This window comes from Paenarthrobacter sp. NPDC091711, assembly GCF_044756605.1.
Taxonomy (GTDB): domain Bacteria; phylum Actinomycetota; class Actinomycetes; order Actinomycetales; family Micrococcaceae; genus Arthrobacter.
Window position 1 is genome coordinate 340102 of sequence record NZ_JBIVTF010000003.1, and the last position, 21387, is coordinate 361488.

16 protein-coding genes are annotated in these 21387 nt (G+C 61.2%); 5 read left to right on the forward strand and 11 right to left on the reverse strand.

Annotation, left to right across the window (positions count from 1 at the left end; translation table 11 throughout):
• The first annotated feature begins 3 nt into the window (after window positions 1-3).
• Window positions 4-3999 (forward strand): LPXTG cell wall anchor domain-containing protein, encoded by a 3996-nt coding sequence (locus ACIQH5_RS07415; RefSeq protein WP_400401656.1) that lies wholly within the window; start codon window positions 4-6, stop codon window positions 3997-3999.
• A gap of 100 nt (window positions 4000-4099) precedes the next feature.
• Here ACIQH5_RS07415 and cycA read toward each other — a convergent pair whose 3' ends face one another.
• The 5 genes from cycA to ACIQH5_RS07440 form a co-directional block, all read right to left on the reverse strand.
• Entirely contained in the window at window positions 4100-5560 is a 1461-nt protein-coding gene (gene cycA, locus ACIQH5_RS07420; protein ID WP_400401658.1) for a D-serine/D-alanine/glycine transporter, read from the reverse strand.
• Window positions 5561-5723: 163 nt separating this feature from the next.
• On the reverse strand, window positions 5724-6485 hold the full coding sequence (locus tag ACIQH5_RS07425) for an ABC transporter permease (protein WP_024818521.1): 762 nt from the start codon (window positions 6483-6485) through the stop codon (window positions 5724-5726).
• Window positions 6482-7291: an ABC transporter ATP-binding protein gene (locus ACIQH5_RS07430; protein WP_400401660.1), complete on the reverse strand. Its 810-nt coding sequence runs from the start codon at window positions 7289-7291 to the stop codon at window positions 6482-6484. The genes ACIQH5_RS07425 and ACIQH5_RS07430 overlap by 4 nt, the downstream gene beginning before the upstream one ends.
• The gene (locus tag ACIQH5_RS07435) at window positions 7288-7653 is read right to left on the reverse strand and encodes a DUF1048 domain-containing protein (RefSeq protein WP_400401662.1); all 366 of its coding nucleotides are present in this window, start codon (window positions 7651-7653) and stop codon (window positions 7288-7290) included. The genes ACIQH5_RS07430 and ACIQH5_RS07435 overlap by 4 nt, the downstream gene beginning before the upstream one ends.
• A gap of 1 nt (window position 7654) precedes the next feature.
• Complete coding sequence (locus ACIQH5_RS07440; RefSeq protein ID WP_400401664.1) at window positions 7655-7984, reverse strand: PadR family transcriptional regulator; 330 nt, start codon at window positions 7982-7984, stop codon at window positions 7655-7657.
• Window positions 7985-8097: 113 nt separating this feature from the next.
• On the opposite strand from ACIQH5_RS07440, the gene ACIQH5_RS07445 reads away from it, so the two are divergent.
• The 3 genes from ACIQH5_RS07445 to ACIQH5_RS07455 all read left to right on the forward strand — a co-directional run bounded on the left by ACIQH5_RS07445 (window position 8098) and on the right by ACIQH5_RS07455 (window position 10429).
• Window positions 8098-8604 (forward strand): GNAT family N-acetyltransferase, encoded by a 507-nt coding sequence (locus ACIQH5_RS07445; protein ID WP_400401667.1) that lies wholly within the window; start codon window positions 8098-8100, stop codon window positions 8602-8604.
• A 115-nt stretch (window positions 8605-8719) separates the two neighbouring features.
• Complete coding sequence (locus ACIQH5_RS07450; RefSeq protein WP_400401669.1) at window positions 8720-9160, forward strand: MarR family winged helix-turn-helix transcriptional regulator; 441 nt, start codon at window positions 8720-8722, stop codon at window positions 9158-9160.
• Window positions 9161-9190: 30 nt separating this feature from the next.
• The gene (locus tag ACIQH5_RS07455) at window positions 9191-10429 is read left to right on the forward strand and encodes an MFS transporter (RefSeq protein ID WP_024818515.1); all 1239 of its coding nucleotides are present in this window, start codon (window positions 9191-9193) and stop codon (window positions 10427-10429) included.
• A 52-nt stretch (window positions 10430-10481) separates the two neighbouring features.
• Here ACIQH5_RS07455 and ACIQH5_RS07460 read toward each other — a convergent pair whose 3' ends face one another.
• The 3 genes from ACIQH5_RS07460 to rraA all read right to left on the reverse strand — a co-directional run bounded on the left by ACIQH5_RS07460 (window position 10482) and on the right by rraA (window position 14561).
• Window positions 10482-11951 (reverse strand): sugar porter family MFS transporter, encoded by a 1470-nt coding sequence (locus tag ACIQH5_RS07460; RefSeq protein WP_400401672.1) that lies wholly within the window; start codon window positions 11949-11951, stop codon window positions 10482-10484.
• 351 nt (window positions 11952-12302) lie between these two features.
• Complete coding sequence (locus tag ACIQH5_RS07465) at window positions 12303-13955, reverse strand: MDR family MFS transporter (RefSeq protein WP_400401675.1); 1653 nt, start codon at window positions 13953-13955, stop codon at window positions 12303-12305.
• Window positions 13956-14087: 132 nt separating this feature from the next.
• Window positions 14088-14561 carry a ribonuclease E activity regulator RraA gene (rraA, locus tag ACIQH5_RS07470; protein WP_400401678.1) on the reverse strand — a complete coding sequence of 158 codons (474 nt, stop codon included), beginning with the start codon at window positions 14559-14561 and terminating at the stop codon, window positions 14088-14090.
• 157 nt (window positions 14562-14718) lie between these two features.
• On the opposite strand from rraA, the gene ACIQH5_RS07475 reads away from it, so the two are divergent.
• The gene (locus ACIQH5_RS07475; RefSeq protein ID WP_400401681.1) at window positions 14719-16023 is read left to right on the forward strand and encodes an MFS transporter; all 1305 of its coding nucleotides are present in this window, start codon (window positions 14719-14721) and stop codon (window positions 16021-16023) included.
• Between the two features lie 2 nt (window positions 16024-16025).
• On the opposite strand, the gene ACIQH5_RS07480 is transcribed toward ACIQH5_RS07475, so the two are convergent.
• From ACIQH5_RS07480 to ACIQH5_RS07490, 3 genes are all read right to left on the reverse strand, one after another.
• Window positions 16026-17216 (reverse strand): FG-GAP-like repeat-containing protein, encoded by a 1191-nt coding sequence (locus ACIQH5_RS07480; protein ID WP_400401684.1) that lies wholly within the window; start codon window positions 17214-17216, stop codon window positions 16026-16028.
• 76 nt (window positions 17217-17292) lie between these two features.
• On the reverse strand, window positions 17293-19053 hold the full coding sequence (locus ACIQH5_RS07485; RefSeq protein ID WP_400401686.1) for an FG-GAP repeat domain-containing protein: 1761 nt from the start codon (window positions 19051-19053) through the stop codon (window positions 17293-17295).
• A gap of 121 nt (window positions 19054-19174) precedes the next feature.
• Entirely contained in the window at window positions 19175-21313 is a 2139-nt protein-coding gene (locus tag ACIQH5_RS07490; RefSeq protein WP_400401688.1) for an FG-GAP-like repeat-containing protein, read from the reverse strand.
• Window positions 21314-21387: the final 74 nt, after the last annotated feature.

Consider the following 21387-nt stretch of genomic DNA (forward strand, 5'->3'; position numbering starts at 1 on the left):
TGAATGTCTGTATTACAGTCATGGGGCCGTTTCGGCCGACATGAAAAGACGCCTGGGTCGCGGAAGGATTCCAATGCCAGGCCCCGGATACCACCGTCGCGGAGGCGTTCCATCCTGCAGATTCCGGCTGCAGCCCTGGCCGTAGCGGTCAGTGCAGGTTCGCTGATGCTCGGTGTTGCCCCGGCCATGGCAGCCGCCGGGGACTTCACCATCTCGCTCTCCGCCCCGGAAACGGTCCCGCTGAGCCAGAACTACAATTACACGGCCACCGTTGATTTCAGCGGCGTTGATTCTTCCCATCCGGCAACCGGTGTGGAAATGACCACAACGCTTCCGGAGGGTACTACCTTCGCGGGGCTGCCCACCGGGGGCTCCTCGCCCGTATTGAGCCACAGTTACGATCCCACTACCCGGGTGCTGAGCATGATCCTCGATGAAACCACGGAGGACCTGGTCAGCGTTGTGTACACGGTGTCGCAGGTGGACAACGAGCACAAATATGAGGGCTTTCCGCTGAATACCGTGATGACCGGTACGGGCGGACCCGGTGGCCAAGTAACCTCCGGGCCCGTCACGTCAAAAGTCACCGGCCCCCATGACTACCGGGCTCAGAAGACGGCTACCACCATCACCGGCTCCACCCACCGCGAGGTGACGTACCGGTTCAACGTGTGCTCGGAGGAAAGCTACCTGAGTTTCTCCACCTATGCGCAGAAACTCTCGGACGTCTTCCCCGCCGGCGCCGAGTTTGCTTCTGCCTCTACTGGCTTGGGCACCTGGGACACGAGCGCCTGGCCCCAAGCCACCTGGACCAATGACGAACGATACGACCACACGGGTTATTGCCTGGACCGTACCAATACCGGCATTTGGCTGACTGTCCGGTACCCGGAAGCAGTTGTTGGCTGGGAAGACGGCCAGCGGCCTCCGGTCAACACTGTGACTCTGGAGACCACGGACGCCAACGGTGTGGTGAGAGCAGGTGCACCCGCCGCTGCGCAGGGCCCTGCCTTTGCTGATGCCGGTGGCGTGACGATGGCCATTGAGAAATCTTCAGGAGGCCAGACCTCCGCCGGCATGATCGCCAGAAACACCTATGTCAATGGCTCTTACCTCGGGCCGCGGAACAGCCCCAGGGCCGACGACCTCGTTGTCACCGACAGCGGTACAGCCGGTGGCCCGTCCGAGGAGTGGTTTCACCACAACGATGTCACCGCTATCAACGTGGCCTTCAGCCCGGTGTTGGCTACGGAAGACCTGCCCTACAGCTTTGAGTACCAGACTGATTACTCCGATGCGTGGCAGACTCTCGCGGCCGCCGATCCCTCCACGAGTACCAATATGGCGCTGACCGTCCAGAACACGGGATCAAGCGGCTGGGAGACTTTCAACGGGAACAATACGCTCAACCTGCCGCCGGGCTCCGTTCTGACAGGATGGCGCATCTCCGTTGCACCTGGCAGTGAATCAGTGCCCGTTAGCTCGGAAGTACGTGTCACTGTGGGAAGTGTGCCGGTCTTCCGCGATCTCACCGAGGGTGTGCTCGCTTCGAACAGCCCTGCAGGTGTTGCGCCAGGACCCGTGAACAACACGGCCACACTCAAGGCAGGTGACCTGACAGGCGAGGCATCTGACGTCTTTACCCCTGTGGATTCGGTGTACCTGACCACCAACGTCACCGTTCCGTCGGTCCTGAGCGTGGGTGACACCGGAACCATCAGGGCCGGTATCGTCAACCAAAACCCATCGGAAACCTACACGGACGCCTCGATGTCCGTGGTGCTTCCCTGCGGCGTCCAGTACGATCCCACGAAGACCATCACGCCCATCACGGACCTCTCAGTGGGCGTGGAGCCAATCCCAACAATCGGCAACGGTGTGACGGTGGATTCCACCGAGCGGGTCACTGATGCAGATGGTTGTGAACTGCAGGTCATTACCTTCACTTACGATCACATCAGCCCCATGCGGGATCCGAAGGAACCTTCTGACCGCCGGGTTGAGTACACCGGATGGCAGTACGACATTCCTGTCACTGTCCTGGCCAAGGCCTACGACCCCGCTACCTCTTCCGTTGTGGTCGAATCGTATGCCTCCACAGGAGACCCCCGTTTCATCGGAATTGCTGACGGCGGCACCGCCGAGCAGACTGTGCCGATGATTGGCTACGCGCCGTTCTTCAGCGACGACATCTACAATTTCGACGCCGCACGGGCAAGTGTCGCCAAAGACGTTGGCCGCGTGTCGATCAATATCGCCGGTGGTTTGCTGCTCGATAAGCTGTCCAGCTCCTCGGCAACAGGTCCGTGGTCCTTGGCCACCACCGTTGACGACGCCGCGTTCTGGCAGGTCTACGTCAACAACGTCCTGCCAAACCCGGTGACCGGCGCCACTCTCTTTGACCGATTGCCGGCGGTAGCAACGGGCGACGATTTCGACGTCATCCTGTCGGGGCCAGTGACTGGCGCGCCGGCGGGGGCCAAGATCGAATACTCCACCGACGCCACGGATGCCACCTCGGGCAGCTGGACCACTGATCCGGTCAACGCCACAGCCTTCCGGATGTTCGTTGACGTCCTGGCAACCGGGGATGATTTCACTTTGGTGGTTCCCAGCAAAGTTCCGGGTCAGCCCGGGTTCGGACAGAAGGCAACCAACGTACTTGTCGCAACGGGAACCTATAACGGGGAAACGGTACAGTTCGCCACTAATGAGGCGGCCGTGGATGTGGTCGGGACCCCTGCGCTGGGAATCGTGAAGAAGACCAACGGAACCTCCTACTCGTCAGCTCCCGGTGCCATCGTGGCCAACGGATCGGACGTGACCTGGACCTACGAGGTAACCAACACGGGCAACACCCCGCTCACAAACGTGGCAGTTTCAGATGCCTTCTCGGCAGGGGATGGCAGCACGGGCACACTTGCTCCCACGTCCAGTGACACAGGCGCGCTGGCTCCCGGCGACACCCGTGTCTTCACCACCCATGGTGCCGCCGTGCCAGGTCAGTACCACAACACGGCCACAGCCACGGCTACTGCTACTGACACAGGAGGGACCCCTCTGGCTCAGCAGCCTGTACCAGTCACCGCTGAGTCCTGGTATCTCAGCGGCAACGCCGGGTTGTCCGTTGTGAAGACGACAAATGGTGAGGATGTTGAGGCTGCTCCGGGGCCGCAGGTGGTTCCCGGCAGTGATGTGGAGTGGACGTACACCGTGAGGAACACTGGCGACTTTGCTCTGACGGATGTCCTGGTGGTGGATAAGGACAGTGCTGGCAAGGAGGTATTTTCCGGGACGATTCCTTCATTGGCGCCGGGTGCCTCTGTTGAGCTGTCGGCTCACGGCAAGGCTGTTGAAGGTCAGTACAAGAACACTGTGACGGCCTCGGCTGCAAGCCCGCACGGCGGTCCTGAGCTCAACGCCACTGACGATTCGTACTACTTCGGGGCCATCCCCGGGTTGAAGGTGGACAAGCTCGTCTCCACCAACCGGGACGGGCCCTGGAGCGAGTCTGTCACCATCAATCCGGCTGAGACTGTCTACTGGCAACTCAGCGTGACCAACACCGGCAATACGGTACTTACGGATGTCCGATTCGATGACCCCGCATTGGGGTCCATCGAGCCGGTTGACTCTCTCGCTCCGGGCCAGACAGCCAGCCGGGTCATAGCCCAAAGCAATGTCACGCAGTCCTACATCAACGTAGTGGTTGCCTCTGGCATCGGGCCTGGGGGCGACGAGTCCACTGGGACTGACTCCAGTGAGGTGGTAGTGAAGCCGGTGGTGGTTGTGCCGCCGGCTGAGACGGCAACCGAACCGCCTGCTGCCACAGCTACTGAACCACCCGCTCCGACGGCCACTGAGCCGCCTGCCCCGACGTCGGGAGAACTTCCTGACACCGGTGCCAGCGGAATCATGGTTGGACTCGGGATCGCTGTAGCGCTTCTGATTGCTGGAGGCTTGGCACTCATTGCCAGCCGACGGCGGCGGACCGCTTAGCCGCAGGGAATGAAGTGAAGTAGAAACAGCGACGTCGGCACCCAAGCCAGGGTGCCGACGTCGTGCTTTCCGGGCAAAGACTTAGTTTCCGGGCTAAGACTTAGCGCGTTGCCGTGGTTTCGGCTTCAGCCATCGCCTTCCACTCAGCCACACGGGCTTGGTGCAGGGGTGATCTCCGGACAACCGCGTAGGCCACTCCAAGGATGGCGAACCAGATGGGCGTCACCAGCAAGGCGGTGAGCGTGTCCGGCTGGGTGGTCAGCGCCCAGACGAGGAATGCGAAGAACGCGAAAACCACCCACACCATGGGGATGCCGCCGGGCATCTTGAACGGTGAGGCCGCGTGCTGTTCGGGGCGGCGCTTGCGGTACACAAGGTAACTGGCCAGGATGATGGACCATACGAACATGAAGCAGACGGCGGACACGGTGGTCACCATGTCGAACGCCACGCCCACATCCTTGCCTGCGTAGAGAAGTGCGACGCCGGCCAGCAGCAGGACGCAGGACAGGAACAGTGCGTTTTGGGGTACTTGGCGGCTGGAGAGACGGCCGAAGAGCTTGGGTGCGTCGCCGTCGTTGGCCAGGCCGTAGACCATGCGCGACGTCGAGTAGATGCCCGAGTTGGCGGAGGACATGGCCGAGGTGAGGACCACGAGGTTCACCACGGTAGCTGCCATTCCCAGGCCCGCCAGGGAGAACATGGCAATGAACGGGCTCTGGCCGGCTCTGAACTCGGTCCACGGGGTGACGGACATGAGGATGATCAGGGCGCCTACGTAGAAGAGCATGACGCGCAGGGGGATTGCGTTGATGGCGCGGGGGAGGTTGTGCTCAGGGTTCTTGGTTTCGGCGGCGGCCGTACCCACCAGCTCGATGCCCACGAATGCGAAGACAGCGATTTGGAAGCCGGCTACGAAGCCCATGAATTCTTTGGGGAAGAAGCCGCCGTGGCTCCAGAGGTTGGTGACGCTCGCCGTTCCTGCGTTGGACTGGAAGCCGGTGAAGATCATCACCAGGCCCACAACGATCAGTGCCACGATGGCAATGATCTTGATGAGGGCGAACCAGAACTCTGTCTCACCGAAGGCCTTCACGGTGGGCAGGTTCAGGAGGAGCAGGATGATGATGGTGGCCAGGCCCGGGATCCAGAGCTGGATTCCCGGCCAGAGTTCGTCGGCGTAGCCCGCGATGGCGATGACGTCTGCCACGCCGGTGACTACCCAACAGAACCAGTAGGTCCAACCGGTGAAGAAGCCTGCCCAGGGTCCAAGGAGGTCGCCCGCGAAGTCGCTGAAGGACTTGTAGTTCAGGTTGGAAAGGAGCAACTGGCCCATGGCGCGCATGACGAAGAACAGCATGAAGCCGATGATCATGTACACGAAGATCACGGAGGGGCCGGCTACCGAGATGGTCTTGCCGGAGCCCATGAAGAGGCCGGTTCCAATGGCGCCGCCGATGGCCAGGAGCTGGATGTGGCGGTTACTGAGCGAGCGTGACAGGTGAGGTTCGCTGTCCCTGCTGGAGACGTGGAGCTTCCCCTGTGTTGTCTGGTCGGACATTAGTTCAAGAACCCTTCGAAGGACCCGCCACAATGGTGACGGCCGTTACAAATCTGTTCGATAAAGCTATAGCTAATGTCTGACCAATGGCGAATCGGTCTGCATGGCGAAAGCTCCTCTGTGGAAAAGAGGAGCTTTAGCCGTTGTTGTGGCTGGGTGGAACCTAGGCGATCTGGCGCTTGTAGGCGGCTGTAGCGAAGGCATAGGAGACGATGAGGATCCCGAGGCACCAGGCCAGGGCCACCCAGATGTCGCCACCCACAGGACGCTGGGCGAGCAGATCCTGGATGGTGTTCACAATGGAGGTCACTGGCTGGTTTTCAGCGAACCACCGGACCGGGCCTGGCATGGTTTCCGTCGGCACGAAGGCCGAGCTGATAAACGGAAGGAAGATCAGCGGGTAGGAGAACCCGCCCGCGCCGTCAACGGACTTTGCCGAGAGGCCCGCGATGATCGCGATCCAGGTTAGCGCCAGCGTGAAGAGTGCCAGGATGCCAGCCACGGCCAGCCAGTCCAGGACATTGGCGGAACTGCGGAATCCCATGAGCAATGCCACTAACACGATGATCACCAGCGAAAGTCCGTTGGCCACCAATGAGGTCAAGACGTGCGCCCAGAGCACCGACGAGCGTGCGATCGGCATGGAGTGGAACCGTTCAAAGATGCCGCTCTGCATGTCCGTGAACAGCCGGACTGCGGTGTAGGCAATACCGGATGCAATGGCGATCAGCATGATCCCCGGAAGCAGGTAGTTGACGTAATTCTCTGTGTCGGTCCTGATGGCCCCTCCGAAGACGTAGACGAACAGCAGCATCAGGGCGATCGGGGTGATCGCGGTGGTGATGATGGTGTCAACGCTCCGGAAGATGTGCCGCATGGACCGGCCCAGCAGGACCGAGGTGTCTGCGAAGAAGTGGGTGTTCATGACCTGTCCTTTACTGACTCGTTGTTACCGGCGGCAGTGTTGCCGGCAGCAGTGTTGCCGCTGCCCACCAGAGCAAGGAAGATGTCCTCCAGGCTCGGCTGCTTTTCGACGTATTCGATCTTGGCCGGCGGAAGCAATTGCTTGAGTTCAGCCAAGGTGCCGTTGGCGATGATCCGGCCTTCATGAAGGATGGCGATCCGGTCCGCCAGTTGTTCAGCTTCGTCGAGGTACTGCGTGGTGAGCAGAACCGTGGTCCCTTGCTTGGCAAGGTTCTTGACGATGTGCCACACCTCAAGGCGGGCTTCGGGATCGAGGCCTGTGGTGGGCTCGTCCAGGAAAATCACCTGAGGGTTGCCGATCAGACTCATCGCAATGTCCAGGCGACGACGCATGCCGCCTGAGTAGCTCGCTACCTTGCGGGACCCGGCCTCGGTGAGGCTGAACTGCGCGAGCAAATCATCGGCGATGTCACCGGGATTCTTCAAATGGCGCAGCTTCGCCACCAGCACCAAGTTCTCTTTGCCGGAGAGAACCTCGTCCACTGCCGCGAACTGCCCGGTGAGGCTGATGGATTGCCTCACCTTGAGCGACTCGGTGGCCACATCAAAGCCTTCGACGGTGGCCGAGCCCGCATCCGCTTTAAGCAGGGTGGACAGGATTTTCACTATGGTGGTCTTGCCCGCCCCGTTGGAACCAAGCAGCGCGAAAATACTGCCTGACGCTACCTCGAAGTCCACGCCCCGGAGTACGTGGAGGTCCTTGTACGACTTTTCAATGCCCTCTACTCGGATTGCTGCAGCGGTCATGATTCCGCCTCCTTCGCTTTATTGATTGCCTTGTTGAGGCGCTCGCGTTCTTTGTCGATCCAGCGCTTTCCGCCGTAGGCCTGGGCGAAGGATTCGGCGAACTCCACCGGATCTTCGCCCACGATCTCGCTGACTGGAGTGCCGTCTACTGCGGCGCGTTCCCACAGGTCTGCGAAGTCCGTGAGCATCTGGACCATGGTGTCGCCCTCGGTGACGCCGCCGTAGTACATCAGGTACCGGTTGAAGGCTGTTGCTACGGTGAGGTACGGCTCAGGCAGGGCATCGAGCCGGGCCTTTGCCTGCTTGTACTGCTTCTTCTGTTCGAGCGATCCGGTGACCAGTTCGATCCATTTTGCGGCCATGTTATTTTCCTTCCTTGCGGAGCTCTTCAATCCGTCCGGACAAGAAGCTCCAGGTGTTCCAGAAGTCGTTCAGTTCTTTTTCGCCCTGCGTGTTGAGCGTGTATACCTTGCGGGGCGGCCCTTTTTCGGACGGACGCTTCTCAACGTCCACCAGCCCCTTTTGCTCGATCCTGACCAGCAGCGCGTACACGGTGCCTTCAGCGATCTCAGTAAATCCCTGCTCCCGGAGCAGCGTGGTGATCTCGTATCCGTACGCTGCCTTCCCGGTGAGGAGGGCCAGAACGATGCCCTCCAATGTGCCTTTGAGCATCTCCGTCATTTGCTTGCCCATCGGACACCTCCCTCGCTACTCAGTATTACTAGCTACCACTACATAGTAGAACTAAGTACCGGTACTTAGCAATACTGAGTTCCGAAGAATATCGGACGGAGTGGCATGCTGGGGTGGTGACTACTGAAGCCGGCGCCGAACCCGCCCTGCTGACTGCCGCCGTCGAGCATGGAATCTTTACCCTCCGGCGCGCCCGCAAGGGCGACCTGCCGCGCATCCTCGCGTTGCTCGCAGATGACCAGTTGGGTGCCACTCGTGAGAATGCCGACGATTTAGCGCCCTACGAGCAGGCTTTTGAAGCGATCGACGCCGACCCCGCGCACCTTTTGGTGGTGGGTGAACTGGGCAGGGAAGTGGTTGCGACGTTCCAGCTCAGCTATATCCCGGGCTTGTCACGCAGGGGATCCTGGCGTGCGCAGATCGAGGCTGTTCGAGTGTCTGGTTCGCTTCGGGGGCAGGGTGTTGGTGCGTTGATGATTCAGTGGGCGATTGATCAGGCCCGGGAGCGTGGCTGTTCGCTGATGCAGCTCACTACGGACAAGTCCAGGATTGCAGCCCATCGCTTCTATGAGCGCCTGGGATTCGTCGCGAGCCACGAAGGCATGAAGCTCACCTTCTGACCCAACTGAGTAGCAGATCAGGTCGTTCCCAGCCCTGGGAACGACCTGATCTGCGACCTACTTGGGTGCATCTGCCGTTGACATTTAGGTACCCTAACTATTAGGCTACCTAAATATGAACACCTTTGATCCTCGGCTGCTGGACCTCGCCCAGGAATTCCGCGAATCGCTTCGGCTCGGCGTCTACATGTTCCGCCGCCTGGATCCCGAGGGTGAACTCACCGCCGCGCAACTCAGCCTGCTGTCCATGATTTCCGACGGCGGCCTCCGCGTGGGGGATATCGCCAGGAACCTGGGCATCAAAGTCCCCAGCGCCACGGAGCAGATCATCAAGCTTGAGCGGGCGGGCTTGGTCACCCGACAACCTGACCCTGACGACTCACGGGCCGTTCAGGTGGCAATCACCCGAGCCGGAACGGCCGCCGTCGAATCCGCCAATCAGCGGCGAAACGCCATGGTGGCCGAACTGCTCCAAGACCTCAGCAGCGACGAAATCGAGCATCTCGCGTCCGCGTTGCCCGTGATCGCCAAGCTCAACAGCTCGTTCCAGAACTAAACAGAAAAAGCACCGACAAGGAGCAATTGAATGTCACGCCAGTTGGCTGACGCTTCAGCAAGCGCCGAAACAACCATCGAAACCACCTTGGAAGCCGAGAAGGCTTCCCTCCTCAAGCAGCCCAAAGCGGTGTGGGCCACTGCGCTCGCGGCCGTTTTCGCGTTTATGGGCATCGGACTCGTAGACCCGATCCTCCCCGCCATTGCCAAGAATCTTGAGGCATCCACCAGTGAAGTCTCGTTGCTCTTCACCAGCTATTTCCTGGTCACGGCAATCGCCATGTTGATCAGCGGATTCGTGTCCTCAAGGATTGGTGGAAAGAAGACGCTGCTGATCGGCTTGGCCATCATTGTGGTGTTCGCATCGTTGTCTGGTCTCTCCGGCAGCGTTGAACAGCTGGTGGGATTCCGGGCAGGCTGGGGTCTTGGTAACGCGTTGTTCGTTGCAACGGCACTTGCAGTGATCGTCGGCGTCGCCAGTGGCGGAACCGGGACGGCCATCATCCTCTACGAAGCAGCGCTCGGCCTGGGTATCTCCCTCGGCCCGTTGCTGGGTGCCCTCCTGGGTGGCTGGCAGTGGCGTGCCCCGTTCTTCGGCACCGCAGTCCTCATGGCCGCCGCTTTCATCGCGCTGCTGGCGTTGCTTCCCAAAACACCGGCCCCTGCTGAAAAGTCCCGCCTCCGGGATCCGTTGCTGGCACTGGGTCACAAGGGCCTCCGGACAACCGCCGCCAGCGCGCTGTTCTACAACTACGGCTTCTTCACCATCCTCGCCTTCACACCCTTCATCCTGGGCATGGACGCCTACGGGATCGGGGGAGTGTTCTTCGGCTGGGGTGTTGCAGTGGCCGTCTTCTCGGTGTTCGTGGCTCCCGTCCTCCAGAAGCGGTTTGGCGCCGTAAAAGTCCTTACCGGCACCTTGGCCGCACTCATGCTCGACCTGATCGGGCTGGGACTGGCCGCCGGGCATTCGGTGACGGCCGTCGTCGTGCTTGTCATCGTGGCCGGTGCGCTGCTGGGCATCAACAACACGGTCTATACGGAACTGGCCATGGGCGTTTCTGATTCGCCCCGACCCGTTGCTTCCGCCGGTTACAACTTTGTGCGCTGGATGGGTGGCGCGCTGGCACCGTTCGCGGCGGCCCAGCTCGGCGAGCACTTCGGCCCGCAGGTGCCGTTCTTCGCTGGCGCGGTGGCCATGGTTATCGCCATCCTTGTTGCTTTCGGGGGCCGCGGCTACCTGAAATCCCACGAGCCGCACCTGGTCTAAATCTCCCGAAAACACGAAAAGCCCGGCGGAATCCGCCGGGCTTTTTTGTGCGCTACTTCGCTTCGTCCCTGGTGACTGGCAGGGGTGCCACCGGGGCTCCCTTGGGAACGAACAGGGTTTCGGCCTGTTCCAAGGACATGCCGTTGGTCTCCGGAACCTTGAACATGACAAAGAAGAACGACGCCGCAGCGAACGCCGCGTACATGGCGTACGTCAGCGGCAGCGAACCAGCCGCCATGATGGGGAAGCTGAGCGTGATGGCAAAGTTCGCGATCCACTGAGCCGCTGCGGCCAAGCCGAGGGCCCGGGCGCGGATCCGGGACGGGAAGATTTCGCCCAGCAGCACCCATACAAGCGGACCCCACGAGGCACCGAAGCTGATCACGAAGACGTTGGCTGCCACCAGTGCTACCGGCCCCCACGCGCCCGGGAGGCTGATCTCGGAGCCCGTACCAACTGCGGAGGAGAAGGCCAGGGCCATGACGCCGAGCGACGCGGCCATGCCGATGGAACCGGTGAGCAGGATGGGACGGCGGCCAATACGGTCCACCAGGGCGATGGCGACGAGGGTCACCAGGATGTTCGTGACGGAGGTGGCCACGGAGATGGTCAACGAGTCCTTTTCCTGGAACCCGACGGCCTTCCACAGGGTAGTGGAGTAGTAGAAGATCACGTTGATGCCGACGAACTGCTGCAGGACGGAGAGGATGATGCCGATCCACACCACCGGAAGAAGGCCGAACCTGTTGCCGCGGAGGGAGCCCTTCTTGGTGGAGAGCTTTTCCTCCTGGATGGATTCGCGGATCTCGCGGATGTGCCGCTCGATGTCGTCACCCGGGATGATCTTGTTGAAGATACTGCGGGCCTGGTCTTCCTTGCCGTTGAGTACCAGGAAGTGCGGGGACTCCGGCAGGCGGAAAGCGATCCAGCCATACACCGTGGCGGGCACGGCGCAGGCGATGAACATCCAGCGCCAGGCTTCAATGCCCAGCCACAACGTGCCACCGGCGCCGCCGGCCGAGTTGGCCAGCACCGCGTCGGAGAGAAGCGCTGCGAAGATTCCCGTGGTGATGGCGAGCTGCTGGAGCGAAGCCAAACGGCCACGTACGTGCCGGGGCGAGATTTCAGAGATATAGGCCGGGGCAATAACGGAGGCAAGCCCGATGCCCAAGCCGCCCACCAAGCGCCAGAAGATGAGGTCCCACACACCAAAAGCGAGGCCCGTTCCCACAGCGCTCACCAGGAACAGCAGCGCGCCGATCTTCATGGCGGGAATGCGTCCATAGCGGTCGGCGATCTTGCCGGCGAAGTAGGCGCCGGCCGCACAGCCCAGCAAGGCCACGGCTACGGCGAAGCCTGTGACCGCCTCGCTCATGACGAACTCGTCAGCCATCGCATCCACGGCACCATTGACCACGGACGAATCGAAGCCGAAGAGGAATCCTCCCACCGCGCCGGCGACGGCCAGGCCGATCACCTTCCGTGAAACTGGGGGCGCGCCTTCGGTGCTGGAACTGGACATGGGTCTCCCTTAGGGAATGTGGGTTTGGAAGCGATGTGCGGGACGTCGTCGGCTGCCCGACGGGGACGCCGGTGCACTCGCGCTACACAGTGTGGCACGTCATATCGCTCCAGTTCCAGTCAAGTGACCGACGTGACATGCATTCACGTTGTTAACGTATTTGTGCCTGTTTGTTGGCTGTGAGCTCGCTGGGTGTGGCCTCCGCATCGCTTTGGGTGGGTGAAATGACAATTATGGCGGAACTACTTGAACGCAAAGAACGGCAGGCAGTCCGGGGACTGCCTGCCGTTCTCGTGTAGTCAGCTAACTCGTTTAAACAGCTGGCAAGTGACCAGCCCTTTGCGAGCAGGCTCAATGCGCAGGAACGGATTCCTTTGCTGCGGCCTTAGGATCCGTGAGCTTCTTGTTGGGCAATGCGAAGCTGATCAGGAAGGCAATGATCATGAGTCCGGCGGCCGTCAGCATCACGATGTCGATTGCTTGGGCAAAGCCTTCGGTAATGGGCCTCGTGAGCGTGCTGTTGGCCGTGTGAAGCCAGCTGGTGTCGTTCAGGGATTCGTTGTTGGCGCCGTTCTTGAAGAAGTCGAAGAGCTTGGCGTTGGCCGGATCGGAAGCCACAGCCGGGTCCTTCATAACCGCCTGGTAGTCCGGATTGGCAGCGGCAGTCTTCATGCCGTCGGCGATCTTGTCAGCCGCCGTGCTGAAGAGCATGGAGATGAAGACGGCCGTGCCTACTGCTCCACCCATGGAACGGAAGAACGCGGCTGTTGAGGTGCCCACTCCCATATCCTTCGGCGGAACGGAAACCTGCATGGCAAGTGTCAGCGGCTGCATGCAGAAGCCCAAACCGACGCCGAAGAACACAGCGATCAGGCCGGGAACCCACAGCCCAGTATCGACGCCGAGGACCAGGCCCATCACGGTGGCGGCGGCAGCCAGCACTGCCGTGCCCATGATGGGGAAGATCCGGTATACCCCTGATGAGGAAATGGTCCGGCCGGCAGAGATGGAGCCGAAGAGGATGCCCACAGTGAACGTGATCATCATCAGGCCGGCCTCGGTGGGAGTAAGCCCCTTCACGAGCTGCAAGTACATGGGCAGCATGGCAATGGCGCCGAACATGCCGATGCCGATGATGAAGTTCAGCAGCGATGACAGCCCGAATGTCATGTTCTTGAAGAGGCGCAGCGGAATCAGTGCGTAGTCCCCGGCTCGTTTCTCGGCCAGGAGGAAGGCCACGATGCCGATGACGCCAAGGCCGTAGCAGAGCCAGGATGCGCCGGAAGCCCAGCCCCACGTGCGGCCCTGTTCTGCGACCAGCAGCAGCGGAACAATTGCGAGGGTGATCGCAGCGGCGCCCCAGTAGTCGATCTTTTGCTTGACATGCCGCGCCGGGAGGTGGAGGTACATGAAGACCACCACAAGGGCGGCGAGCCCAATGGGGAGGTTGATGAAGAAGACCCAACGCCAGCCGTCAAAGCCCAGGATGTTTGCCGAGCCCGCAAAGGCGCCGCCAATCACCGGACCGAGGACGGAGGAAATGCCGAAGACGGACATGAAGTAGCCCTGGTACTTCGCTCGGTCCTTCAGCGCCACGATGTCACCGATGATGGTCAGAGCCAAGGCCAGCAAACCGCCGGCGCCGAGGCCCTGGATGCCGCGTGCAATGGCAAGCTCGGTCATCGAGTGGACAGACCCCGCGTAGAGGGAGCCGGCAAGGAAGATCACGATTGCCACGAGGTATAGCGGGCGGCGGCCGAAGATGTCGCTGAGCTTGCCGTAGAGCGGGGTGCTGACCGTGGAGGTGATGAGGTACGCCGTGGTGGCCCACGCCTGGAGGGACAGGCCGTCGAGGTCGTTGGCGATGGTGTAGATGGAGGTGGACACGATGGTTTGGTCCAGCGAGGACAGGAACATGCCGAGCATGAGCCCCACCATGACCGTGAGTGTCTGACGATGCGTCAGGACCTCTCCGGCAGCCCGTACAGGCGCAGTTTTGGACATATCTTCTCCAGAGGTGGCAGAAAAGTGGATTAAGCAGGATAGTTGCTTTCAGTAACTATCTTACAGCCCGGTTGATTCCCGAAGGGAGAATATTTCTTCCACTTTCCCTCTAAGTCGGCAGCACCGGAAGGATCAGCGCTCGATCAAAATCCCGTCCGGATCGCAGAAGATCATCACGCCCGGCTGGATGCGGACGCGATCGATGACCAGCTGAACATCCGCCTCGCCCACGCCGGTCTTGGCGCTCTTCTTTGGGTTGCTGCCGAGTGCCTTAACGCCCAGAGGCAAGCGGGCAATCGCCTCGCGGTCTCGAATGGCGCCGTTGATCACTACGCCTGCCCAGCCGTTAGCCACAGCGCTTTCCGCAATCATGTCTCCCATGAGTGCGGTCCTCAGCGACCCCTGTCCATCGATGACCAGAACGGCACCTTCGCCGGGTGTATTGAGGATGGTCTTGACCAAGGCGTTGTCCTCGAAACACCGAATAGTGCGGACAGGCCCGCTGAAATGCGTGCGTCCGCCCAGGCTTTGAAACTGGATGGCGATGGATTCGAGTTCCTCGCCGCGCTCGTCGTAGAGATCGGCGGTATTTACTTGCTCGCTCACAATGCTGCTCCTCTATCGGTTTGAGGCCACACTAACCCTTGCTTCAGGGCCAGGGCAGGACATGTTTCGGCCTATGTGGATAAAAATCCCGACGGCGGTTCAGCGTCGCTCCGTCGCGCTAGGCTGAATCCAAACATTGAATGAGGGGGAACCTGCTATGAGCTTGTCCGATCTACCGGGCCCGGTGCCGGATCCAGCCGTAGTCAGTGGTGGAACCACCACGGCCCTTGCCGAGCCTGTTACCCGTGTCCGGCCGATCTGGGTCACTGGCGTGGTGCTGGTCAACCTGGGCATCAACGCAGCGTTCTTTGGCCCCCTCCAAGTGCTCTTGGGCCTGCAGGCAGCTCACTTTGACGAAGGCCAGAAGGAAGCGATCCTTGCTCTGGTCACAGGCTGCGGTGCGGCCGTCTCCATGGTGGCAAACCCGCTCTTCGGGGCATTCAGCGATCGCACTACCTCCAGGTTTGGTCGCCGTGTTCCCTGGGTCCTGATGGGCGCCATCCTGGGAGCCGTTGCGCTCGTCGCTTTGGCCGGTGCTCCCAACGTTGCGGCAATGACTTTGCTGTGGTGCCTTGTGCAGGCGGGAGCCAACGCCATGTACGCCGCTATTACGGCCGCCATACCTGATCGTGTTCCGGTTCCACAGCGCGGGACTGTCGGTGGCTTGGCCGCCATGGGACAGACTGTAGGCATTCTGATCGGAGCCGTGATCGCTGCGGTGGTTGTTGGAAACTTTGCCGCCGGTTACTGGCTGTGCGCTGCAGCGCTGCTCGCCGGCGTCGTGGTTTATCTCTTTAAGAATGACGACCAGCAGCTTCCGCCAAGCGAGCGACCACCGTTCAAGATGGCGAAATTCCTCAAAGGCTTCTGGGTCTCGCCCAAGCGCTACCCGGATTTCGCGTGGGCTTGGCTAACTCGCCTTCTGGTAAGCACCGGCAACCACATGGTCACGTTGTATCTGTTGTTCTTCCTGAGTGATGCTGTGCGTCTCAAGGAAACCGAGGGAATCGATCCGTCGTTTGGTGTCCTCATTCTTACCGGGCTTTACGCGGTCTCGGTCATTGTCACCAGCGTGCTCGGGGGCAGGCTGAGCGACAGGATGGGCAAGCGGAAGCCCCTGGTGATCGCTTCGTCGGTGATCATTGCGCTTGCGTCACTGATCCTTGCCTTCGCGCCGACGTGGATCGGCGGGCTTGCCGGTGCGGTGGTGTTGGGGATTGGATTCGGAGCGTATCTCGCCGTTGACTTCGCACTCATCACGCAGGTCCTTCCCACTGGGATGGACCGCGGCCGGGATTTGGGCGTTATCAACATCGCCAACTCCTTGCCCCAGGTGATCGCGCCCTTGATCGCGTCGCCGTTTGTCCTTTTCTGGGGCGGCTACGTCTCGCTGTACGTAGCCGCCGCAGTCATTGGGCTCTTGGGCGCTGTGTTCGTGGTGAAGATCAAGAGCGTGGACTAGGCCTAAAAGACGGCGGTGAATCCACCCCAGCCCCAGCCGACGACGGATTGTCCGTACCATCGGATGTCTGGTCGGCCGCTGGTCAGGTAATCGGAACCGTTGCCGTAGTACATGGTCAGCTGGCCTGCGGCATTGATGCTGTAAGCATCGATCTTGCCGTCCCCGTTGAAGTCGCCGGCTGAGCTCACAGTCGTCATGCCGCCAAACCCGGTACCGATGTGTTCTGTACCGTCAAACCACCCGTTACGGGAGGAGGTATGGAGCACTAGATCACCGTAGATGGTCCGGGAGACCACACCCAGTTTGTTCTTGCCGCCGAAGTGGCCAATGGCGAACACAGGATCCCGATTGATCCAGTAGGTATCCACACCGTACGGCTGGAGGAATCCGCCCCGGCCGTTGCCTGGGTACAGAATCGCTTGATGCCAGCGATCAACAACAATCAGGTCATTGCTCCCATCGCCGTTGAAGTCGCCCGCAGCTGAGACGGTCTTGAAGTCCTGCCAGCCCTGGCCGATCTGCAAGGCCTCCTTCCAGCCGCCTGTTCCGTTGCCCTGATACAGGAAGAGCCGCCCTTGTGCGTCCCTGCCGATGACGTCCACTGTGCCGTCGCCATCGAAATCTCCGGGTGAGAACAGAATGTTGAAAACGTTCCAGCCTGTGCCAAGAACTTGCGGCGGGCGCCAATTGCCTCGGCCATCAGTCGGGTAAAGAAGAAGCCGTCCGGCCGCGTCGCGGGCAAAGATGTCCAGGGTGTCATCGCCGTTGAAGCCTCGAGCCCGCGGTTTCGCAGCGATTCGCAGCGGATAGTCCGCTTGCAGCGTCAGCCGTGATTCGGCGTCGTACGAAACGGTGACGAGAACGGCGATTACCCGGCCGAGGTCCCCAGCCGTAGCCCGGTACGTTGAGCCCGTGGCACCGGGTATTGACTGGCCGTCACGGGTCCATGTGTAGCTGAAGACCGGAGTTCCGCCTGCGGGAACCACAAATGGTGCGTAGCCTCCCAACTCCGCGCTGAGCAGGCCTCCCACAGTGGGATCGCCGCTGAGCTGCGGCTGGCCCATGAACACCTGCCGGGGCGAGGCTGCCACGAGGGAAGCCGCCTGGGCCGGAGCGGCTGAGGGAGCAGCGATGGCCGGTCCGGCTGCAACGGGAGTGGCCAAGGTTCCGGCAAGCACCGATGTTGTCAGCAATACAAAGATGCGGCGCCGCCGGCTTGTCGCGGACGGTCGCTGGATATTTATATGGTCCAAAGTTTCCCCCAAGTGGTTAGAAGACGGCGGTGAGGTAGCCCCATCCGGTGCCGATCTGGTACGACTGCCGGTAGGAGTACCCTTCAGTACTCATTTCCTCCACGCGGAAATCGCCTTGGTCCGTCACCGCGAAGAAGTAGTTGTACATCTCTGCTGAGCTGAAACTGCCCAAGGGACCCATGTACCGGTTCGAAGCGTAGTTTCCTTGCAGGACCCGTGAGGAAGACCATCCCCCCTTGCCGTCGGGATAGTAAGCGTTCAACCGTCCGTCCGTTCCTCTGGCAAGAATGTCGGAGACGCCATCGCCACTGAAATCGCCCGGGGTAAATACTTTGTTGAAGATATTCCACCCCTGCCCCACCTGCGATGCCGGAAGCCATCCACCACGGCCGTTACCGGGGTAGAGGAAGAGCCCGCCTTGGGCGTCGCGGGCCAGAATGTCGCTGGTACCGTCGCCGTTGAAGTCACTGGCGGGAATGATCTCGCTGAAGACACCCCACCCGGTACCAATGACTGAGGAGCCCAGCCATCCGCCGCGTCCGTTGCCCCGGTAGAGCCACAGCTGTCCTGAGGTATCGCGGGCCAGGACGTCCATGAAGCCATCGCCGTCAAAGTCGCCGGGAGATGAAAGGGAGGTGAATCCGGCCCAGCCCCACCCAATGTCCTTGCTTCCGCTCGCGAAACCTCCGGGGGCTCCGGAAAACAGCGTCAGGGTGCCATTCGGCTTTCTGGTGATCACATCCGGCTGTGAGTCACCGTCGAAGTCGCGCAGCAGCGAGTGCATCTTGACCGTCGGGTCTGATGAGCTACGGAAGATACCCACCACACTGCCGCCGTAACTGACCACCGCCGCGACGCCAAGCTGCTTACCGACCTCATAGGGTTTGGGGACGTACGTGTCACCGGTGGCCCCCGCTACGGGCTTAACCCTGTCCACCAGCCACTGGTAGCTGACCGCTGGTTTGGCTCCTACCGGCAGTCCTTTGATGGTTGAGGCATCGAAGACTGCTTTGGTGGGAGTGCGGACCGAGACATTGGGAGTCAGGAACGGTTCGGTGGCATCTACCAGATAGAAGGGTGCAGTTTCCACGGTTTCGGGAAGGCGTCCCGGTGCCATGGCTGTGAGCTTCAGGGTCAGGCCGGACCCCGTTCCGGCATAAGAGTCCGGAACGTAGAAGTCCCCGGCGTTAGCGTTCTGCCGGACTCCATCCCTGAACCACTCGTAGCTGTACGACGACGGCGGAGCCGACCATGTCCCATGATCAACTGAGAAGGACGAGTAGGAGTACCCAGCCTCTTTGCGGATGCCAAGTCTTGGTGGAACCAGATTGGCATTGGGGAGCAGGACACTGCCGGGGTTGTTCACGGTGAAGTCAAGGCTCTCCCATGACACCGGCAGGGTGGGTTGAATGGTGGAACCGCGGTAGTACGCCAAGGTGTCGGACCCGTAGTAGATGACCACGCTCTGCAGCTTGTGCAGCCCATGGGAGAAAGCGCCGGCCGTGACAGGAGCTGATGCGGTTGCCGTGAGAGGACCGGCAGCCGGCGCGCCGGTCCATTCAAGGCGGTTTTCAGTGGCCAGGGATCCGTCTTTGTAAACGAAGACCACCCGCTGGGCGCGCTGGGCCAGAGTGAAGTTGAACTGAAGTGTGGAGCCGGGGGAAACGGTTTCAGGCGAAGTCCATTTCACGGCGGTGACCTGCGGCGCCGGCTGATCGGCCGCCATGGCCGGCGAGCCCGACAACACGAGTCCTGGTGCCAACAGGACTGCGGTCATTGCCAACCCCGTGAGGAGTCTATGAAGCCGATGCCCTGAACGTTTACGTCCAGCCTGCGGTGGGGTGGTTATGGTCAAGTGATCCCCCGGGGATGAGAAGTTGATGTGGGCTGGTGGTGGGTTAGAACACTGAGTTGAAGGCGTTCCAGCCCCAACCGATGGTGGCTTGGCGTTTCAAAGCGATGTGGCCCAGCCCGTAGAACATGGTGAGCCGTCCATCCGGGTGAATTCCGAAGACTTCCGGAACGCCATCGCTGTCGAAGTCACCGGGCGCGCCAATGCGGCTGAAGCCTCCCCAGCCATAACCCGCGTAAGCACTGAAGGCATTGGGTGTCCACCCGTTGTCAGCGAAGTATCCATTGCCGGCTCCCGAGTACTTCCTGAGGTTGCCGTCGCGGTCACGGGCGAAAATGGAGCTGGTTGATGGCGAGATGAACGCGTTGAACTCACCCCATCCGCCACTGAGCGTGTAGGGAGTGAGGAAACCTCCCCGACCGTTTCCGGGGTACATCACCATGGTGTTGGAAGCATCCCTGACAATGAGATCGGCCGTTCCGTCGCCGTTGAAGTCGCCGGGGGCCACGATGTCTTTCACGGCGCCCCACCCTTGGCCAATCTGGTAAGAGCGAAGCCAGCCTCCTTGGCCGTTTCCTTGGTAGAGGAAGAGCTTTCCGGCGCTGTCCCTCGCCATGACATCAACGTTCCCGTCGCCGTCGAAGTCGCCTGGCGAGAGCAGGGACGTGAAGCCGCCCCATCCCACGCCGATTTTCTGCGCCGACAACCATCCGCCGCTTCCATTACTGGGATACAGCCAGAGATCGCCGCCGGCGTCACGCGCGAAAATGTCGCCAGTGCCGTCCGCGTTGAAGCCCTTGCCGCGGGTCTTGTCTGCGACGAGACCCCTGAGATCCACCACTTCGGTGACCACAGTGCCTGCGTCGAAGCGTGCTGTGACCCCGGCTGTGATGATGACGCCCTTGTCCTCCAGCGTGGGCTTGTACTCCCTGGAGGTTGCTCCGGGAATGGGTGTTCCGTTGCGCTTCCAGACGTAGGTGTAGCTGGGCTGTCCGCCAACGGGGTCAACACCGGCGGGCCCATGATCCAGCCTCAGCAGTCCGCCAACAGATGCATCGCCGTTGATGTTCAAATTACCCACCCAGGCACGGCGCGGCATGGGTCCAACGGGGCTCAAGGAGACCACGGTGGGTAGATACCCGGCCGCTCGGGCGGTGAATCGCACCCAGATCATGCTTCCTGGGTCCACGGTCATATTGGACTGGTAGGTGTCCCGGATGCCGTAGTCGATGGGATCGCCATTCCTGTACCACTGGTACTCGGAGAGGGCAGTTTCCACCGGCCACGTCCCGGGACTAATGCCGAGGACCGTGTTGTAGACCAAAGCTCCACTGATGCTGGGGGCCACGGTAGGAGTGAGTTTTTGCAGTACCTTGGCCGGGTTGCTGACTGCGAAATTACATCCAGCGAGTTCTGCGCGGCTCACAGTGCCCGTGGGCACAGCTGATGTCCGCTCCAAGGATCCGTCACGGTGGTAGGTGTCCTTAGCCAGCCCGTCGAAATACGTGATCTCCACGCGTTCCAGAGTGTAGGCACCTGCAGCCTGTGCGGCCGTGACCGCCGCTGTTGCCGTCACCGTTTGCGGGCCCGGCGCTGGATTCCCTGCCCACGCCAACTCGAAGGTGGTTACCTCGGATGCATCGCGGAACACCAGCTTCACAGCCTGGGCAAGCTGCGAGAGCTTGACCTGTACTTGAGCCGTCTGCCCGGGAGCGAACGTGGCCTTTAGGGGAACCAGGGAAACGGGAACCGGTGTCACATAGGGGAGCAGTGGGTTCTCCATTTTGAAGTCCTGCGCGGCTGGATCCCCGAAGGGCGTGGTTCCTGTGCCGGGCGGATAAATGCTGCCGCCCCGGTAATAGACCTGGGAGGCGCCCGCTGTCGTAATTACCTGGACGTAGCTGACCTCGATCGCCCCCGATGGCCATGAGGAAGCAGAAGCCACGCCTGACACCAGACCCTCCTGGGCGCCCGTCGGTTCAACCCATGTAAGGGTGTGGCTGCCGGCTGCGCTCCGCAACCCGACTTCCACCCGTTTCAGGGGCACAGAGGCGGCGAAGCTGAAGGTCACAGGAGCGCCGGCATCCACGGTGGCCGCCGACGTCCGCGCGAAGGCGGAGAGAACGGGACCGGCCGCGTGCGCAGGCGGTACCGGTGTCAACAAGAGCGCGGTCAGGGTGACCATCAGGGCGATCAGCAGAGTACGGGCTGATGTGGGCGCAGAATGAGAGCGCGCAGCACTAAATTGCGCAGCAGGAT

What these genes read in the sequence shown, in the direction of transcription:
- ACIQH5_RS07450 (WP_400401669.1), top strand. Translation starts at nt 8,720, where the DNA reads ATGAACACCTTTGATCCTCGGCTGCTGGACCTCGCCCAGGAATTCCGC.
- ACIQH5_RS07465 (WP_400401675.1), bottom strand. Translation starts at nt 13,955, where the DNA reads ATGTCCAAAACTGCGCCTGTACGGGCTGCCGGAGAGGTCCTGACGCAT.
- ACIQH5_RS07440 (WP_400401664.1), bottom strand. Translation starts at nt 7,984, where the DNA reads ATGGGCAAGCAAATGACGGAGATGCTCAAAGGCACATTGGAGGGCATC.
- ACIQH5_RS07430 (WP_400401660.1), bottom strand. Translation starts at nt 7,291, where the DNA reads ATGACCGCTGCAGCAATCCGAGTAGAGGGCATTGAAAAGTCGTACAAG.
- ACIQH5_RS07455 (WP_024818515.1), top strand. Translation starts at nt 9,191, where the DNA reads ATGTCACGCCAGTTGGCTGACGCTTCAGCAAGCGCCGAAACAACCATC.
- ACIQH5_RS07485 (WP_400401686.1), bottom strand. Translation starts at nt 19,053, where the DNA reads ATGACCGCAGTCCTGTTGGCACCAGGACTCGTGTTGTCGGGCTCGCCG.
- ACIQH5_RS07460 (WP_400401672.1), bottom strand. Translation starts at nt 11,951, where the DNA reads ATGTCCAGTTCCAGCACCGAAGGCGCGCCCCCAGTTTCACGGAAGGTG.
- cycA (WP_400401658.1), bottom strand. Translation starts at nt 5,560, where the DNA reads ATGTCCGACCAGACAACACAGGGGAAGCTCCACGTCTCCAGCAGGGAC.
- ACIQH5_RS07425 (WP_024818521.1), bottom strand. Translation starts at nt 6,485, where the DNA reads ATGAACACCCACTTCTTCGCAGACACCTCGGTCCTGCTGGGCCGGTCC.
- ACIQH5_RS07435 (WP_400401662.1), bottom strand. Translation starts at nt 7,653, where the DNA reads ATGGCCGCAAAATGGATCGAACTGGTCACCGGATCGCTCGAACAGAAG.
- ACIQH5_RS07490 (WP_400401688.1), bottom strand. Translation starts at nt 21,313, where the DNA reads ATGGTCACCCTGACCGCGCTCTTGTTGACACCGGTACCGCCTGCGCAC.
- ACIQH5_RS07415 (WP_400401656.1), top strand. Translation starts at nt 4, where the DNA reads ATGTCTGTATTACAGTCATGGGGCCGTTTCGGCCGACATGAAAAGACG.
- ACIQH5_RS07475 (WP_400401681.1), top strand. Translation starts at nt 14,719, where the DNA reads ATGAGCTTGTCCGATCTACCGGGCCCGGTGCCGGATCCAGCCGTAGTC.